The organism is Nocardia cyriacigeorgica GUH-2 (genome assembly GCF_000284035.1).
GTDB lineage: Bacteria > Actinomycetota > Actinomycetes > Mycobacteriales > Mycobacteriaceae > Nocardia > Nocardia cyriacigeorgica_B.
The window spans coordinates 253,070-270,402 of sequence record NC_016887.1 but is presented as its reverse complement, the minus strand read 5'-3'; the positions used below and the strand labels follow the sequence as shown (position 1 = coordinate 270,402).

The 17,333-nt window shown below is 67.4% G+C and carries 17 protein-coding genes; 8 read left to right on the top strand and 9 right to left on the bottom strand.

All coding sequences use genetic code 11. From position 1 onward, the window contains the following. The first annotated feature begins 17 nt into the window (after positions 1–17). Genes NOCYR_RS01210 through NOCYR_RS01200 form a run of 3 tightly spaced genes read left to right on the top strand, consistent with a single transcriptional unit; the run spans position 18 to position 2,292 of the window. Entirely contained in the window at positions 18–560 is a 543-nt protein-coding gene (locus tag NOCYR_RS01210) for a DUF309 domain-containing protein (RefSeq protein WP_048833834.1), read from the top strand. Positions 561–584: 24 nt separating this feature from the next. Then, positions 585–1,508 (top strand): tRNA glutamyl-Q(34) synthetase GluQRS, encoded by a 924-nt coding sequence (gluQRS, locus tag NOCYR_RS01205; RefSeq protein WP_048832556.1) that lies wholly within the window; start codon positions 585–587, stop codon positions 1,506–1,508. Between the two features lie 40 nt (positions 1,509–1,548). Beyond that, positions 1,549–2,292, top strand: a complete 744-nt coding sequence (locus NOCYR_RS01200) for an RDD family protein (RefSeq protein WP_014348531.1) — start codon at positions 1,549–1,551, stop codon at positions 2,290–2,292. A gap of 155 nt (positions 2,293–2,447) precedes the next feature. Here NOCYR_RS01200 and NOCYR_RS01195 read toward each other — a convergent pair whose 3' ends face one another. Then, a complete protein-coding gene (locus tag NOCYR_RS01195) occupies positions 2,448–3,041 on the bottom strand; it encodes a DUF4190 domain-containing protein (protein ID WP_014348530.1) in 594 nt (197 codons plus the stop codon). Positions 3,042–3,069: 28 nt separating this feature from the next. On the opposite strand from NOCYR_RS01195, the gene NOCYR_RS01190 reads away from it, so the two are divergent. Next, complete coding sequence (locus NOCYR_RS01190) at positions 3,070–3,852, top strand: queuosine precursor transporter (RefSeq protein ID WP_048832554.1); 783 nt, start codon at positions 3,070–3,072, stop codon at positions 3,850–3,852. 81 nt (positions 3,853–3,933) lie between these two features. Here NOCYR_RS01190 and tgt read toward each other — a convergent pair whose 3' ends face one another. The 5 genes from tgt to NOCYR_RS01165 form a co-directional block, all read right to left on the bottom strand. Further along, entirely contained in the window at positions 3,934–5,187 is a 1,254-nt protein-coding gene (tgt, locus tag NOCYR_RS01185) for a tRNA guanosine(34) transglycosylase Tgt (protein WP_014348528.1), read from the bottom strand. A 69-nt stretch (positions 5,188–5,256) separates the two neighbouring features. Beyond that, positions 5,257–7,167, bottom strand: a complete 1,911-nt coding sequence (locus tag NOCYR_RS01180; protein WP_014348527.1) for an ABC transporter ATP-binding protein — start codon at positions 7,165–7,167, stop codon at positions 5,257–5,259. Then, complete coding sequence (locus NOCYR_RS01175) at positions 7,164–8,897, bottom strand: ABC transporter ATP-binding protein (protein ID WP_014348526.1); 1,734 nt, start codon at positions 8,895–8,897, stop codon at positions 7,164–7,166. The genes NOCYR_RS01180 and NOCYR_RS01175 overlap by 4 nt, the downstream gene beginning before the upstream one ends. 93 nt (positions 8,898–8,990) lie before the next feature. After that, positions 8,991–9,488, bottom strand: coding sequence for an RrF2 family transcriptional regulator (locus tag NOCYR_RS01170; RefSeq protein ID WP_014348525.1), 498 nt, complete (start codon positions 9,486–9,488; stop codon positions 8,991–8,993). Between the two features lie 33 nt (positions 9,489–9,521). Then, the gene (locus NOCYR_RS01165) at positions 9,522–10,115 is read right to left on the bottom strand and encodes a TetR/AcrR family transcriptional regulator (RefSeq protein ID WP_014348524.1); all 594 of its coding nucleotides are present in this window, start codon (positions 10,113–10,115) and stop codon (positions 9,522–9,524) included. A 219-nt stretch (positions 10,116–10,334) separates the two neighbouring features. Between NOCYR_RS01165 and NOCYR_RS01160 the strand changes: the two genes are divergently transcribed. After that, positions 10,335–12,737: an MMPL family transporter gene (locus tag NOCYR_RS01160; protein ID WP_048832552.1), complete on the top strand. Its 2,403-nt coding sequence runs from the start codon at positions 10,335–10,337 to the stop codon at positions 12,735–12,737. 125 nt (positions 12,738–12,862) lie between these two features. Here NOCYR_RS01160 and NOCYR_RS01155 read toward each other — a convergent pair whose 3' ends face one another. After that, positions 12,863–13,108 (bottom strand): hypothetical protein, encoded by a 246-nt coding sequence (locus NOCYR_RS01155; RefSeq protein WP_014348522.1) that lies wholly within the window; start codon positions 13,106–13,108, stop codon positions 12,863–12,865. 316 nt (positions 13,109–13,424) lie between these two features. Continuing rightward, positions 13,425–14,264, bottom strand: coding sequence for an oxidoreductase (locus NOCYR_RS01150; protein WP_014348521.1), 840 nt, complete (start codon positions 14,262–14,264; stop codon positions 13,425–13,427). A gap of 61 nt (positions 14,265–14,325) precedes the next feature. Between NOCYR_RS01150 and NOCYR_RS01145 the strand changes: the two genes are divergently transcribed. Beyond that, positions 14,326–15,243, top strand: a complete 918-nt coding sequence (locus NOCYR_RS01145; protein ID WP_014348520.1) for a LysR family transcriptional regulator — start codon at positions 14,326–14,328, stop codon at positions 15,241–15,243. Positions 15,244–15,332: 89 nt separating this feature from the next. Then, entirely contained in the window at positions 15,333–15,536 is a 204-nt protein-coding gene (locus NOCYR_RS01140; RefSeq protein WP_014348519.1) for a hypothetical protein, read from the top strand. Here the strand turns inward: NOCYR_RS01140 and NOCYR_RS01135 are convergent. Further along, entirely contained in the window at positions 15,533–16,084 is a 552-nt protein-coding gene (locus tag NOCYR_RS01135; protein ID WP_014348518.1) for a TetR family transcriptional regulator, read from the bottom strand. The two genes, NOCYR_RS01140 and NOCYR_RS01135, sit on opposite strands and share 4 nt — an antisense overlap. Positions 16,085–16,176: 92 nt before the next feature. Between NOCYR_RS01135 and NOCYR_RS01130 the strand changes: the two genes are divergently transcribed. Further along, positions 16,177–17,322 (top strand): FAD-dependent oxidoreductase, encoded by a 1,146-nt coding sequence (locus NOCYR_RS01130; protein ID WP_014348517.1) that lies wholly within the window; start codon positions 16,177–16,179, stop codon positions 17,320–17,322. Positions 17,323–17,333: the final 11 nt, after the last annotated feature.

The following is a 17,333-nucleotide window of genomic DNA, read 5'->3' as shown; positions in this document are numbered from 1 at the left end:
CGTGGATCATGGAGGACATGGTCGAACGCGATCGCGACGCCACAGGTCGCGCCCTCAATGCCCGCCCTCGGGACCGCTTCGGGCGGCCGCTGCCGCCGGGTAGCCAGGGGGTGCCCCGAATTCCGGATGACTTGAATCTGCCACCCCAGCAAACTCTCGCCTTCGCTCAGCAACTGCTCGACGACGGCCTCGCATTCAACGCGCACGAGGTTTTGGAGGCGGCCTGGAAGAACGGCCCGTTCGCCGAACGGATGCTGTGGCAGGGCCTGGCGCAGTATGCGGTGGGGCTCACCCACATTCAGCGCGGGAACACGAAGGGCGCGTATACCCTGTTGGACCGAGCGATAAACCGGCTGACGACGTTCGAGGCCGATTTCGAGAGTGATCCTGATTACACCGAAACCGCCGGCGAAACCACGCGACCCTTTCCCTACGACGTCGACGCGGCCGGTTTGATCGCGCACGCGCGCGGCCTGCTCGCCGATCTGGAGGCCGGCCTGCCGATCCCCGAGGACCGGCTGATGCCCCGGCTGTGCGCCACCACCTCCCGGCCCGGCTGACGCCCGCGCCCTACCATGACCGGAATGCCGACCGACCTCGCTCCCGCGGGCCGCTACGCACCCAGCCCGTCCGGTGACCTGCACCTGGGCAACTTGCGTACGGCCCTGCTGGCCTGGCTCTTCGCCCGCAGCACCGGGCGCCGGTTCGTGCTGCGCATCGACGATCTGGACCGGGTGCGTCCGGGCGCCGAACCCCGCCAGCTGGCCGACCTGGCCGCGATCGGCCTGGACTGGGACCCGCCGGTGGTCCGGCAATCCGACCGGCTCGCGCACTACACCGCGGCCATCGATCGGCTCACCGCCGCCGGCCTGACCTATGAATGCTTCTGCACCAGAAGGGAAATCCAGCAGGCCGCGACCGCACCACACGGCCCGATGGGCGCCTACCCGGGTACCTGCCGCGACCTGACCGAGGCCGAACGCGCGGCCAAACGTGCCGAGGGCAGGCCCGCCGCGCTGCGCCTGCGGGCCTCGGTGACCGAATTCGAGGTGATCGATCAACTGCACGGCCGCTACCGGGGCCCGGTCGACGATGTGGTGCTGCGCCGCGGCGACGGCATTCCCGCCTACAACCTCGCGGTGGTCGTCGACGATGCCGAACAGGGCGTCGACCAGGTGGTGCGCGGCGACGACCTGCTGCCGTCCACCCCGCGCCAGGCCTATCTGGCCACCCTGCTCGAACTGCCGGTACCGCACTACGCGCATGTTCCGTTGGTGCTCAACGAATCCGGGCAGCGACTGGCCAAACGCGACGGCGCGGTGACGCTGGCCGACCGGCACGCTCTCGGCGAGAGCACCGAACAGGTGGTCGCCGCGCTGGCCCGCTCACTCGGCTACACCGCGAGCACGGCGGCGGACATGCTGGCCGGATTCGACCCGCTCGAGCTGCCGTCACAGCCCTGGACGCTCGACCCGGACGGGTTGTTGCAACACGATCGATGTCCGTAACGTACCCAGCGACCGATCTGTCGACGGACGAGGATTACTTATGACAAGCGGTGGGTACGACCCCAACCAGTATCCGCAGGGCGGGCAGCCGCAATTCGGCCAGCAGCCCCAGTACGGCGAGCAGCCGAAGTACGACCAGCAGCCGCCGCAGCAGCCGTACGGTCAGCAGCCGCAGCAGCCCTACGGCCAGCCGCAGTTCGGTCAGCAGCAGCCGTATGGGCAGCCGCAGGATCCCTACGCCCAGCAGGGTCAGTACGGGCAGCAGGCGCAGTACGGTCAGCAGGATCCGTACGCGCAGCAGCAGTACGGCCAGCAGGGCTACGGGCAGTACGGCCAGCAGCCGGGATTCGGTGGGCAGCCGGGTGATCTGCTGACTCGCTTCGGTGCGCGGTTCATCGACGGGATCATCGCCGGTATCCCGGCCAGCATCGTCTACTTCGTCATCGTGTTCGCGATCAACAGCCTGTTCGGCTCGATCCTCGCGTGGATCCTGTACTTCGCGATCGTCAGCGCGTACTTCGTGCTGTGCGAGACCAACATGGGCACAACCCTGGGCAAGAAGATCCTCGGCCTGCGCGTCATCGCGCCGGGTGGGGCGCCCAAGATCAGCCCCGAGGTCTCGATCAAGCGCAACATCTACCTGATCGTCAACATCATCCCGTGCCTGGGCCAGCTGGCCAGCCTCGGCCTCGCCATCTACATGGCCATCACCATCGAGCAGGACCCGAACAAGCAGGGTTGGCACGACAAGTTCGCCGGCGGAACGCAGGTCGTCAAGGGCTGACCGCGCTGAAACTCGACAACAAGGGGCGCGCCGAAACCGGTGCGCCCCTTCGTTGTTTCCGCGGTCAGCCGCACATCGGTTCAACGCGGCGCGAGGCGGCCGACTCGACCGTTCGGCCCCTTCGACCTACCCGGCCGTCGACCGGACTCCAGCTATTACGGCCCCGCGACGATGCCGATGATGTTGAGGATCCACATGATCACACCGAGCCCGATGCTGACCGCGCCGACCCAGATCGCCGCCTGCGCGAACCCGCGACCTTCCTGGCCGGTCTGATCGATCTGTTTCTGCGCGACGACCCCGAGAATCAACCCGACCGCCGACACCACGAACAATCCACAGCACAGCACACCGATGCACGAGGTGATCAGCGCGCCGATGGCCATCCCGTTGGTGCCCTGCGGCGGCATCCCGTAGCCCGGGTATCCGGCCTGATACGGATAGCCGTACCCCTGCTGCGGGTACGGCTGCTGCGCGTACGGATCCGGTGCGGGCTGCTGATACGCCGGGTAGGCCGGCGGCGGAGCAGCCGGATACTGGGGCTGCGAACCGGACGGATACTGCGGCGGCGCACCCGCGCCCGGCTGCGAGGGATATTGCGGCGCAGCGGGATACTGCTGCCCGGACGGGTAGCCGGGCTGCTCGGCTGCGGGGTACTGCGGGACCGAACCGGCACCACCTGACTCCGACGACACGCCTTGGCCGCCGTACTGCTTCCACCACTCGTCGGAATCGCCGGGATTGGTCATGGCTACACCATATGGCAAACCTGGTTGGATGAGTCGGGTGAGTGATTCGAACAAACCCGCCGATCACGAGGGGTCTGGACGCCCCGCGCCGGACCATGCGGCATTCGCCCAGGTCGCGCGGGGCTACTACACCCTCATCGTGGCCCTGTTCACGGCCACGCTGATCATCTCCAATGTCTGCGCGACCAAGGGCGTGCAATTCTTCACCGACCAATCGGTGAGCCTCGGCCCGATCGAGGTACTGCCCATCACCACCGACGGCGCGTTCTTCCTGTTCCCGCTGGCCTACATCCTCGGCGACGTGCTCAGCGAGGTCTACGGCTTCCGCGCCACCCGCCGCGCCATCTACTACGGCTTCGGCGCCCTGCTGCTGATGGTGGCCTGCTTCGCCCTCGCGATCCAGCTGCCGCCCGCCGGGTTCTACGAAAATCAAGAGGCCTTCCGCACCGTCCTCGGCACCACGCCGCAGCTGGTGGCCGCCGGACTGGCCGGGTACTTCGTCGGCCAGTTGCTGAACTCCGCGACGCTGGTGCTGATCAAGGAGCGGACCAGGGAAAAGCATCTGTGGGCCCGGCTGATCGGCTCCACCGTGGTCGGCGAGCTCGCCGACACCCTGATCTTCTGCTCGATCGCCGCCACCGCCATCGGCATCGACAGCTGGGAGCAGTTCATCAACTACGTGATCGTCGGCTTCCTGTGGAAGACGCTGGTCGAGATCGTCGTCATGCCCGTCACCTATCAGGTGATCGCGCTGCTGAAGAAGCACGAACCGAGTTACGCGCCAAAGGAACTCGATCCGCTGCATTCCTAGGCGTCGCGGCTGTGGTCACCGGCGGGGTGGCCACGGCCGGATGCCGCCGCGCCCGCCGTCCGCCCGGCGAAAGGCTGCGGTCTAAGGCGCGGTGATCCGCCCCTTCCAACGGCCCAGCGTCTCGGCCTGGAATTCCTCGAAGTACCCGCCGTCGATGCTCTCGCGGATCCGGTCGACCAGCCGGATGGTGAAGCGCTCGTTGTGGATCGTGCACAGCGTGGCGGCCAGCATCTCCTTGGCCTTGAACAGGTGATGCAGGTAGGCGCGGGTGTAGTTGGCGCAGGTGTAGCAGTCGCAGTTGTCGTCGATCGGGGTGAAATCGCGACGGAAACGGCTGGTGTTGATGTTGAACCGGCCGCCGTCGACGTAGATCGCCGCATTGCGGGCCACCCGTGAGGGATTGACGCAGTCGAAGGTGTCGGCGCCGTTGGCGACCGCGGTGAACATGTCCTCCGGTTCGCTGATGCCGAGCATGTGGCGCGGTTTGTGTTCGGGCAGTTCGGCGCTGCACCAGCCGACGATGGTGCCGAGATTGTGCTTCTCCAGCGCGCCGCCGATGCCGTAGCCGTCGAATTCGGTGCCGTCCTGGCCGCGAATGGCTTCCAGCTCGCGGCAGGCCTTGCGGCGCAGGTCCTCGTACTGCGCGCCCTGGATCACCGCGAACAGCGCCTGATACGGGCGATGGCTGCGGGCGTGGGTGAGCCGTTCGTGTTCGTCGATGCAGCGCTGCGCCCACTCGTGCGTGCGTTGCAGGGATTTCTCCTGGTAGGCACGGGTATTGAGCAGGGTGGTCAGCTCATCGAAGGCGAACATGATATCGGCGCCGAGCTGATGCTGGATGCCCATCGACACCTCGGGGGTGAAGCGGTGCTTGGAGCCGTCGAGGTGGGAGCGGAAGGTGACGCCGTCGTCGTCGACGGTGGCCAGGCGTTCCTTGCCCTTGGCTATGACGTCGTCGCTGCGCACGTCGACCGCCTCCATGGCCAGCACCTTCTTGAACCCGACACCCAGCGACATCACCTGGAACCCGCCGCTGTCGGTGAAAGTGGGGCCCGGCCAGTTCATGAACCGGCCCAGCCCGCCGGCCTCGTCGACGATGTCGGCGCCGGGCTGCAGGTAGAGGTGGTAGGCGTTGGCGAGCAGGGCCTGCGCGCCGATCTCGCGCATGGTCTCCGGCAGCACGGCCTTGACCGTGGCCTTGGTGCCTACCGGGATGAACGCGGGGGTGGCGATATCGCCGTGCGGGGTGCTGATCACCCCGGTGCGCCCGTACTGCCCGTCGAGGCGGGTACCCACGGTGAAGGAGAATTTATCGCGGTCGGACACGTCGCCCATCTTCGCAGCAGGGGCGGCGCGTCCTCACAGGCGGGACCGTGGGAGCGTGCGATCCGGACAACCGCCGGGTCACGCGTCGGCGGCCGCGGCGGCGAACTGGGCGCTGTAGAGCCGGTAGTAGGCGCCGCGGTTCTCCAGCAGCCGCTCATGACTGCCGAGCTCGACGATCTGGCCCTTCTCCATCACCACGATGACGTCGGCGTCGCGGATGGTGGAGAGCCGGTGCGCGATGACGAAGCTGGTGCGGTCGCGGCGCAGCGCGGCCGTGGCATGCTGCACCAGCAGCTCGGTGCGGGTGTCGACGGAGCTGGTGGCCTCGTCCAGGATCAGGATCGACGGCTTGGCCAGGAACGCCCGCGCGATGGTGATGAGCTGCTTCTCACCGGCGCTGACCCCGGTGCCCTCCTCGTCGATGACGGTGTCGTAGCCGTCGGGCAGGGCGTGCACGAACCGGTCCACGTAGGCGGCGCGGGCCGCGGCGAGGATGTCGTATTCGCTGGCATTCGGGTTGCCGTAGGCGATGTTCTCCCGGATGGTGCCCTTGAACAGCCAGGTGTCCTGCAACACCATGCCGATGCGGGAACGCAGATGGTCGCGGGTGATGTCGGTGATGTCGACGCCGTCGATGGTGATGGTGCCCGCGTCGAGTTCGTAGAACCGCATGAGCAGATTCACCAGCGTGGTCTTGCCCGCCCCGGTCGGGCCGACGATGGCGACCACATGGCCGGGCTCGGCGACCAGCGACAGCCGTTCGATCACCGGCTTGCCCGGCTCGTACCCGAACGACACCGCCTCGAATTCCACGCGCCCGCGGTCGACCGGGCGCACGTCCTCCATCACCGGATCCGGGCTCTGCTCCTCGGCGTCGAGGATCTCGAAGATCCGCTCGGCCGAGGCGACGCCGGATTGCAGCAGGTTCGCCATCGCGCCGATCTGGGTCAGCGGCTGGCTGAACTGCCGGGAGTACTGGATGAACGCCTGCACCTCACCGAGGGAGAGCTGACCGGTGGCCACCCGCAACCCGCCGACCAGCGCGACCAGCACATAGTTGACGTTCCCGAGGAACATGATCGCCGGCATGATCAGGCCGGAAATGAACTGCGCCTTGAAGCTGGACTGGTAGAGCTGGTCGTTGCGCTTGTCGAACTCCTCGCCGACCTCGCGGCTGCGGCCGAACGCGGTGACGATCTCGTGGCCGGTGTAGGCCTCCTCGACCTGGGCGTTCACCAGACCGGTGTACTTCCACTGGTCGACGAAGTGCGGCTTGGAGCGCTTGGCGATCTGGGTGGTCACCACGATGGCAGCGGGCACCGTCAGCAGGGCGATCAGCGCCAGTAGCGGCGAGATCCAGAACATCATCACCAGGATGCCGAGCACCGAGAACACCGAGTTCAGCAGCTGGCTCATGGTCTGCTGCAAGCTCTGCGAGACATTGTCGACGTCGTTGGTGACGCGGCTGAGCACATCGCCGCGCGGCGCGGAGTCGAAATAGCGCAGCGGCAGCCGGTGGATCTTGTCTTCGACATCGCTGCGCAGCCGCTTCACGGTGCGGTTGATGACATTGTTGAGCAGGAAACCCTGCAACCAGCTGAACAGCGCCGCGCCGAGGTAGAGCACCAGCACCAGCAGCAGCACCCGGCCCACCGCGTCGAAATCGACGCCGACGCCCGGCACCACATCCATACCCGCGAGCATGTCGGCCAGCGTGTCGTCGCCCTGGGCGCGCAGGCCCTCGATCGCCTGTTCCTTGCTGAGGCCGGCGGGCAGCTGCTTGCCGACGACGCCGTCGAACACCAGGTTGGTGGCCTGGCCGAGGATGTACGGGCCGAGGGTGTTGAGCACCACCGACACGATCACCAGCGTCACGATCGCGATGACGTTGATCCGCTCCGGAGCGAGCCTGCGCAGCAGTCGCTTCAGTGACGGGCCGAAGGATTTCGGCTTGCTGTCCGGTGCGCCCGGAACCGCCCCCGGCCTCATCGGGCCTCCTCCACGCTCAGCTGCGATTCGACGATTTCCTGGTACTCCGGGCAGTCCCGCAGCAGTTGCTCATGGGTGCCGATGCCGGCCATGGCGCCGTCTTCGAGGACGACGATCTGGTCGGCGTCGCGGATGGTGGCGATGCGCTGGGCCACGATGATGACCGCGGCGTCGCGGGTTTCCGGGCGTAGCGCCTCGCGCAGCCGGGCGTCGGTGGCGACGTCGAGCGCGGAGAACGAATCGTCGAACAGGTAGATGCGCGGCTTGCGGACCAGGGCGCGGGCAATGGCCAGCCGCTGACGCTGCCCGCCGGAGACCGTCGTGCCGCCCTGGGCGACCGGCGTTTCCAGGCCCTCGGGCATCTCCCGGACGAAGTCGGCGGCCTGCGCGATTTCCAGGCAGCGCCACAGTTCGTCATCGGAGGCATCGGGGTTGCCGTAGCGGAGATTGCTCGCGATGGTGCCCGAGAACAGGTACGCCTTCTGCGGCACCAGCCCGATCTGGCCGCGCAGTTGTTCCAGGTCGAGGTGGCGCACATCGGTGCCGCCGACGTAGACCGCGCCGTCGGTGACGTCGATCAGGCGCGGAATCAGGTTGATCAGGGTGGTCTTGCCCGATCCGGTGGAGCCGACGATGGCGGTGGTCTGGCCGGGGCCGACCCGGAACCGGATCGCGTGCAAGACCGGCTTCTCGGCGCCCGGATAGCTGAATTCGGCGAACTGCACGTCGACTTCGGCCGGATCCTCGCGGAACGGCTGCGGATTCGCCGGCGGGTGCACCGAGGAGCGGGTCTGCAGGACCTCGCCGATGCGGTCGGCGGAGACCGCGGCGCGCGGAGCCATCATGGCGAGGAACGAGGCCATCATGACCGCCATCAGGATCTGCATGATGTAGGCGAGCAGCGCGGTGAGCGAGCCGATCTGCATTTCGCCCGAATCCACCAGGTGCCCGCCGAACCAGATCACCGCGACGGCGGTGACGTTGCTGATCAGCATGACCGTCGGGAACATCAGCGCCATCAACCGGCCGACCCGCAGCGAGGTGTCGGTGAGTTCGGTGTTGGCCACCCCGAAACGCCAGGTCTCCTGCCGTTCCCGGACGAAGGCCCGGACCACCCGGATGCCGGTGATCTGCTCGCGCAGCACCCGGTTCACCCCGTCGATCCTGGCCTGCATCTCCCGGAAGCCGGGCACCATCCTGGCGATGATCAGCGCCATGCTCAGCCCGAGCGCGGGCACCGCGATCAGCAGTACCCAGGACAGCTTCAGGTCCTCGCGCAGCGCCATGATGATGCCGCCGATGCACATGATCGGGGCCATGACCAGGATGGTCGCGGCCATCACGATCAGCAGCTGCACCTGCTGGACATCGTTGGTATTGCGGGTGATCAGCGACGGTGCGCCGAAGCTGCCCACCTCACGTGCGGAGAACGTGCCGACCCGGTGCAGCAGCGCGCCACGCAGATCGCGTCCGCCGCCCATCGCGGCCTGTGCGGCCAGGTAGACCGAGGCGGCCGAGGCCACGATCTGCACACCGGTGACCACCAGCATCCACAGGCCGGTGCGCCAGATGAAGCCGATATCGCCCTTGGTGACGCCCTCATCGATGATGTCGGCGTTCAAGCTGGGCAGGTAGAGCATCGCGATGACCGAGATCAGCTGCAACGCGACCACTCCCGCGAGCTGCGCTCGATACGGCGCCAGATAGGTGCGAAGCAGTGAGATCAACATGATGAATGGAGGCTACCGGGATTTTCGCGGCCGTGACGAGCACATTTCGGCCGGACTGGTCGCGTGTCCGAACTGTCCGGAAACGGCGCCGTGTCAGGCGCGGCCGAGCAATTCCTGATCGTCGCGGGGCTCGCGGCGCACCCACGCGCCGGGGTCGGCGGTCAGCGTGTCGATGAATCCCGGCAGCCGGTTCTCGGCGATATCGGCGATCGAGACGTCCTCGAGGACGGCCCGGATATTGACCCGCAGCGCGATCCATACCTTCTGCAAGGGTTCGGCGGCACCGGGATAGCGCACGTCCTCGGGGCGCTCACCGCGCACCGAGGCCAGCGGGCCTTCGATGCCGCGGATGACGTCGGCGATGGAGATGGCGGCGGCCGGGCGCGCCAGCCGATAGCCGCCGTCGGGGCCGCGCCTGCTGGTCACCAGCCCGGCGCGGCGCAGCTCGGCCAGCACCCCTTCGAGCACCTTCGGGGCGATCCGCTGCGCCGAGGCGATGGTCTCGGCCTTCACCGCCGCGCCGGTGCCCGCCGCCTCGGCGATCTCGAGCAACGTTCGCACCGCGTGGTCGACCTTCGCGGTGATGTGCATCCTGCTCCTGACGTATCGACTGACGCGTCGAATCTACGCGGCCCGGTGCGCGGTCAGGACGCAGGTGGCGGCATCGAGGAGGGTCTTTTCCACCAGCTCGTCCGGCGCGTCCGGCACCACCTCGGTGGACAGCAGCGCCACGCCGAGGATTTCCAGCGCGGCACTGGCCCGCAGCAGGGCCTCGTCGGTGGGGTCGGGGCCGGCCAGCCAGCGCCGCAACTGCCTGGTGCTCTCGGCGACATCGGGGTAGCGGTCGGCCATGGCGTTGACGATCGCGACGGTGTCGCGCATGCACATGGCGCCGGCGTCGCGGTGGCGGACCATGCCGCGCACATAGGCGCGCAGCACCGCGCGGATGCCCTCGGGGTTGTACGGCACGGCGTCGATGTCCTCGACCACCGAACGCATGTGGTCGATCACCGGATCGATGATCGCCAGCAGCAGATCGAGCTTGGAAGCGTAGTGATAGTAGAGCGACGCCTTTGTGATTCCCACCGCATCTGCCACTTCGCGCAGGCTCGTCTGTTCGAAGCCCTTGTTGGTGAACAGTTCGACGGCGGCGTCTCGGATGGCCTGTTTAGTGCCTCCACCTGCGACAACGGCGTCCGTCGACTCACGGATGGTCATGGGATGATCCTCTCATCACTGTTCTGCCCGGCTCCGGGTGCCCGAGATATTGAGGTTGTGCCTCCGGTTAGTTCCTCCGGTAGTCTACCTACCGCACGGTAGGCAGAGCGCGTCAATTGGAGGCGGGGACGGCAAGCACCCGCGGCAGAGGTGCTGTCTACACGCTCCAGCAATTGAATCGACCCCAAGCAAGCCCAGCGATAGCTAGGAGAGACCCCCGTGTCCGTTTATCTATACCGATGGGGAAAGTTCGCTTTCCGCCGGAAATGGATAGTGCTGCCCGTCTGGCTGCTCCTTTTGGTGCTGCTCGGCGGGGCCGCGGCAACCCTGGCCAAGCCGTTCCAGGACAAATTCGACATGCCCGGCCTGCCGTCCGAGCGCGCCACCGAAATCCTCGAAGAGCACATGCCGCAGTACGCGGAGGGCTTCAGCATCGACGCGATCACCGCGACCTACGTGATCGCCGCCAAGGACGGCAAGCTCTCCGATCCGAACAACATGGCCGCTCTCGACGCGATGGTGCAGACGCTGAACGCGCCGAAGCTGGGTGACCAGGAGATCGTCGATCACAGCCAGCCGATCGTGAACCCGGTCACGGCGACGCAGATGATGCCCGCCAGCCCGGAGGCCGCCAAGGCACAGGCCGAGGCCATGGCCGCCCTGGAACCCGGCCAGACCCCGCCGATCCCGTCCCCCAACTGCCTCGACAACCCCGAGGCTCCCGATTTCCAGGGCATGTGCTCGGGTGCACCGCTGAACGTGCTGAACGAGCAGAAGCCGGGCACCGTCGCGGTGATCACCGTGCCGTTCACGATGGCGGAATTCTCCGACGTCAAGCCCGAGCACCGCGAGGCCGCCGAGGCCGTGGCCGAGCAGGCCGAAAAGGCCGGCCTGACCGTCGCGATGACCGGCGTGCTGGCCCAGGAACAGCCCGAGCAGGGCACCGCCGAGATGATCGGCATCGGCGTCGCGCTGATCGTCATGATCATCGCCTTCGGTGCGCTGATCGCGGCCTTCGTGCCGATCATCACCGGCATCGTCGGTGTCGGCGCGGCCGGCCTGGTGATCGTGATGGGCACCTCGCTCACCGCGGTCCCGACCTTCACCCCGATCCTGGCGTCGATGATCGGTCTGGCGTTGTCGATCGACTACGCGCTGTTCATCGTCTCCCGGTACAAGCACGAGCTCGTCGTGCAGGACTCGCCGGAAGAGGCCGCCGGTGTCGCGGTCGGCACCGCGGGTTCGGCGGTGGTGTTCGCCGGCCTGACCGTGCTCATCGCGCTGCTGGGCCTGAGCATCGTCGGCGTCAGCTTCCTGACCGCCATGGGTATCGGTGGTGCGATCGCCGCGGCGTTCGCCGTCGTCACCGCGATCACCCTGCTGCCCGCACTGATGGGTGCGTTCGGCCGGTTCCTGTTCAAGCCGAAGGTTCCGTTCGTCGCCAAGCACGACCCCGAGGACGACAGCTCGGTCACCAACGGCATGCGCTTCGCCAAGCTCATCGCCAAGGCTCCGGCCATCACCCTGGCGCTGTGCGTTGTGGTGCTCGGTGCGCTCGCCGCACCGGCGGTGAACCTGAACCTGGGTCTGCCCGGCGGCGACAGCGCGCCCAAGGACTCGTCGATGCGCAAGGCCTACGAGTTGCAGACCGAGGGCTTCGGCGAAGGCAAGAACGGCATGCTCGTGGTGGCCGTCGACCTGTCCGAAGTGCCGCAGGACCAGCGCGAGCCCGCGCTGTCCGAACTGCGTGACCGGCTCTCCGGTTACGAGGACATGGACTACCTGACCACCGCGCAGCCGAGCGAGGACGGGCAGGCGGCGCTGTTCATGGCGGTGCCGAAGTCCGGCCCGAACAGTGAGGCCACCCAGGATCTGGTCGCCGACGTCCGCGATGCCGAGGGTGAGTTCACCGCGAAGTACGGCATGGAATACGGCATCACCGGTGAGACCGCGATCTACGCCGACGTCAACCACGTGCTGCTCGCCAGCATCGTGCCCTATCTGGCGATCGTGGCCGGCGCGGCGTTCCTGCTGCTGGTGCTGGTGTTCCGGTCGATCCTGGTGCCGCTGACCGCCGCACTCGGCTTCCTGTTGTCGATGGCGGCCACCTTCGGTGTGACGGTGCTGTTCTTCCAGGAGGGCGCGCTCGGCCTGATCGAGGACACCCACCCGATCATCAGCTTCCTGCCCATCATGTTGATCGGCATCGTGTTCGGTCTCGCGATGGACTACCAGGTGTTCCTGGTGACCCGCATGCGCGAGGAATTCGTGCACGGCAAGTCGCCGAAGGACGCGATGATCGACGGCTACCACCACGGTGCGCGCGTGGTCACCTCGGCCGCGGTCATCATGATCTCGGTGTTCGCCGGGTTCATGCTCTCGCCGGACATCACCTCGAAGTCCATGGGCTTCGCGATGGCGGCGGGCGTGTTCTTCGACGCCTTCCTGGTCCGGATGGTGCTGATCCCGTCGCTGCTGGTGCTGATGGGCAAGTGGGCCTGGTGGCTGCCGGCCTGGCTGGACAAGATCCTGCCGGACATCGACGTGGAAGGCACCAAGCTGCGCGAACTGCAGCAGCGTGATGCCGAAGCGGCGAAGAAGCCGGTGGAAGCCGGGGTCTGATCGACCCGCCTCGAATACCACGCGAACCCCGTCCGGTGCTCCGGGCGGGGTTCGCTCGTTTCTCCCCCGCCGCACAGGTGCCCCCTCGCCGGCCGTTCACCGACGGGTGGGACCCGGTCACCGAGCTACTGGCTCGGTTCCGGCAGTGTGCAGTGCTCGACCTTCGGATTGAGGCCCGCGTAGTTGAGCGGGCCCGCGACCACGGTCAATGCGATGGTGGCGAAATCGCGGCATTCGGCCGGGGCTGCGGTGAAATAGTCGCGCTGGAAGGCGGCGACGAAACCGATCACCAACCACACCATCACCAACAAACTCAACAGGCTCGCGCCGAAGCCGCGCGACGATCTGGCGCGAATCGAAGGCTCGCGCATGGCAATCGCTTCCTTCCGTCTCCGAGTACCGATGGGGTACCCGGCCCGGCGTCCGGCTATCACCCAGCCGGGCTGGTGGGTTGTCACCATCACGGCCGAACCGACCGCTGATGCCCGGTCGGTGGGTATCGGCCCGACCGAGCGAAGTTCGGCTGTGTGCCCGCGCCCCTCGAGCTGTGTCGGGCGCTATGAACCAGTATTCAGCCCGGGGCCGTGAGGACCAAGCCCTCTGTGACCACTCGGGTAAGGATTCTCGCATCGGAAAGCGATCGGACCTGCGTATCGACGGTCGAGGCCCAGCATCGCTGTTTGGCCGCTACTCGTCGAAGGCGGTGTCTCGGGCGGTCTTCTCCCACTCGTCCAGTTCTGCGCGGACTCCGTCGAGGTGGCCGACGATGGCGTCGACGGCGTCGCTGCCGAGCGGCAGGCGCAGCGGGGTCTGGTCGGCGTTCAGTGCGGTGATGATGGCCGCGGCTGCCTTGGCCGGATCACCGGCCTGGCCGCCGTCGCCGCTCTGTACGAATTGCTTGGTGGCGCCGACGGTCTCGGCGTAGGCGGGGTGGTCGGCGCTGAAGTAGGCGGCGTTCTTGCCGAACAGGTTGGTGCGGAACGAGCCCGGCTCCACGACGAGCACCTTGATGCCGAAATCCTTGACCTCGTCGGCGAGGGCTTCCGACAGCCCTTCGAGCGCGAATTTCGTTGCGCTGTAGGCGCCGAAGCCGGCGAACGACAGTTGGCCGCCCATGCTGCTCAGGTTGACGATGGCACCGCTGCGACGTTCGCGCATCGACGGGAGCGCGGCGCGGATCAGGGCCGAGGGGCCGAAGAAGTGCACGTCGAACAGGTCGCGCAGTTCGGTGTCGGTGGTGGCTTCCACGGCGCCGACCTGGGTGCGGCCCGCATTGTTGACCAGCACGTCGATGCGGCCGTGGCGAGCGAGGACGTCGGCCACCACCGCCTCGGCGCGAGCGACATCGGTGACGTCGAGCTGCACCGGATCGACCTGGTCCGGATGGGCGGCGACAAGGGCGTCGAGTGCTTCCGGACGGCGCACGGCCGCGACGACCGTATCGCCTGCCGCGATGGCGGCTTCGGTGAGTGCGCGACCGAAACCGCTTGTCGCGCCGGTGATCAGCCATACCTTGGGTTCGTTCATGGTTCTATCCTGGCCCGGCGTGGGGTCGCCCGTCCAAGACCCTTTGTGATAACCATTGGTTATGGATGTGCACGGCCGGGATCTCGGCTATTTCGTCGCGGTCGCCGAGGAACTGCACTTCGGCCGGGCGGCGGAACGGCTGTTCATCTCCCAGCCCGCCTTGAGCAAGCAGATCCGCGCGCTGGAACGTCAGCTCGGCGCCCCGCTGTTCGAACGTGACCGGCGCAGCGTCGCGTTGCCCCCGGTCGGCGCCGCTCTGCTCCCGCACGCCCGCACCATTCTGGCCGAATGGACGAGCGCCCGCGCAGCCGTCGACGCCGCGAAGATCGCCCAGGCGGCGACCCTCGTCATCGGTATGAGCACCAGCCCGAGCCGCGGCCTGCTCCCGGCCATCCGCTCCCGGATGACCGAGCAATTCCCGCAGGTCAGCATTACGTTGCGGCAGATCGGATGGAGCGATCCCACGGCCGGGCTGGCCGACGGCAGCACCGATGTGGCCTTCGTCTGGTTGCCGCTGCCCGAGCAGGAGCGGTTCGAGACCGTGGTCGTGGCGCACGAACCGCGCAATATCGCGCTGCCCGCCTCACATCGGCTGGCCGAGCGGGAGGTCATCGACTTCGCCGACGTCATCGACGAGCCGTTCCTCGCCTTGCCCGCGGAAGCGGGTGCGCTCCGCGACTACTGGCTGGCCCTGGACGCTCGGAGTGGGCGGCCGCCGCTGATCGGCGCGGAGATCACCAGTGCGGAAGAGACCCACGAAGCCGTCGCCGCCGGGTTGGGCCTAGTGTTGCTCGCGGCGGGCAATGCGCCGCTGATCGCCCGCGACGAGGTGGTGGTGCGGCCGATCCACGGTGTGGCCCCGGCCGAACTGGCGGTAGCGCGCCGCCGTGACGATATTCGCCCGCTGGTGCTCGGCTACCTCGAGGCCACCCGGCGAGCCACCGCCGAGCGCTCCGGGCCGCATCGAACCGAACCCTGAGCCTGGTGCCACCCGTTCTACGGTCTGTCACCAATACCGTTCGCGCCAATACCTTTTCGGTACGCAATCCCCACCCGACAAGGACAACCATGCGCAACCATCTTCGTATCGCGACTGTCGCAGGCGCACTCCTGCTGGCACCACTGGCTGCTGCGGTGCCGGCTTCGGCCATTCCGCTCGAGCCCGCGCCCGCCGAGCAGACCGCGCCGATCTACAACCCGGGCTGCCACCCCGGCGGACCGCATATCGACTGCCTTCTGCTGTCGCTGTCGGCGGGCGGTTCCAGCAACTAGGACGGTCCGGTCAGGTAGCGCTGGATCGTCGGGCCGATCCACGCGACGACTTCCTGCCGAGTCATACCCGCCAGCGGCGGAAAGGCCAGCACGAACCGGCACAGCGCCATCCCCAGGATTTGCGAGGCAGCCAGGCCTGCCCGCATCGGCGCCTGCTGGATATCGTCGGCCGTCAGCGCTACCACCGGACCCAACTGGGCCGCGAAGATCGAGCGCATCCGCTCGGCCACGGCCTCATTCGTGACCCCGGCGCGCAGCAGGATCAGCAACCCTTCATCACGCTCCCAGCGCTCGAGGAAATGCGCGACCAGTGTTTCACCGATCTGCTCCCGTGGCACTGCGGTCAGATCGGGTAGTTCCAGATCGAACTCGGCGGCCGCGGCGAACAGCCGCTCCTTGTTGCCGAAGTAGCGCATCACCATTGCGGGGTCGATCCCGGCGTCTCCCGCGATGGCCCGGATGGTGGCCCGGTCGTATCCGTCGGCGGCGAAGCGCTCGCGGGCGGCGGCCAGGATGACCGCCTTCGTTTCTTCCGAGGACCTTCTCATGTCAACAAGTGTAGGCCAACAACTGTTGACAACGCTCATTCGCACCCCTACCTTGAATGCCAACAGTTGTTGACTTTCTGAGGGGTACCGAAATGACCAACTCCATCGCAGACGTCCTGATCGTCGGAGCCGGGCCGGTCGGCCTGACCGCAGCGGTCGTGCTCGAACAACTCGGCCACGATGTCGTCATCGTCGACAGTCAGAGCGAAGGCGCGAACACCTCACGGGCCGCCGTCGTGCATCCACACACACTCGAACTGCTCGAGCCCTACGGCGTGACACCCGCGCTCGTCGACCGGGGCCTGCACACCCCCACGTTCACCATCCGCGATCGCGACGAGCTGCTGATCGGCGTCCCGTTCAGCGACCTGCCCACCGCCTTCCCCTACACCCTGATGATCTCCCAGGCCGACACCGAAAAGTTTCTGCTGGCAAGGCTTTCCGAGCTCGGCGGAAAGGTGGTCCGACCCGCCACCGTGACCGAGGTCGTCCAGGACGCCGACGGCGTCACCGCGACCTTCGAGGACGGCAAGCAGATCCGCGCCCGCTACCTCATCGGCGCCGACGGCATGCACAGCCTGGTGCGCGATCAGGCAGGCATCGGATTCACCGGCGGCACCTACGCCGAATCGTTCACCCTCGCCGACGTCCGGCTGTCCGGCGGCGTGCCGCAGAACGAGGTGATCCTGTACTTCTCCCCCGCAGGCCTGGTTGTAGTCGCACCGCTGCCGGACGACATGTACCGCATCGTCGCCACCGTCGACGAGGCACCACACGACCCCGATGTCTCCTTCGTGCAGCGGCTCCTGGACGAACGCGGCCCGCTTGCCCACCCGGCAGTGGTCGAAGAAGTGGTCTGGGGTTCACGGTTCCGCGTGCACCACCGCATCGCCGACAGCTTCCGCCTCGGCCGGATCCTGCTGGCAGGCGACGCGGGCCACGTGCATTCACCGGCCGGCGGTCAGGGCATGAACCTCGGCATCGAAGATGCGATCACCTCCGCGGAGGCCCTGTCGCGCGTGCTCGGCGGCGAACCGGACGCCCTCCTCGACGACCTCGCCGCAGCGCGCCGCCGCACCGCACAGAACGTGGTGTCGATGGCGGGCCGGTTGACCGATATGGCGACAGCATCGGCCCGTAAGCGGCCGATCCGCAACGCAGCCATGCGAGCCGCAGGCAAGGTGCCTGCGGTGCGGCGCCGACTGGCCTGGCGGCTGTCCGGGCTCGACCGTCGCTGACTCCGGCCCTA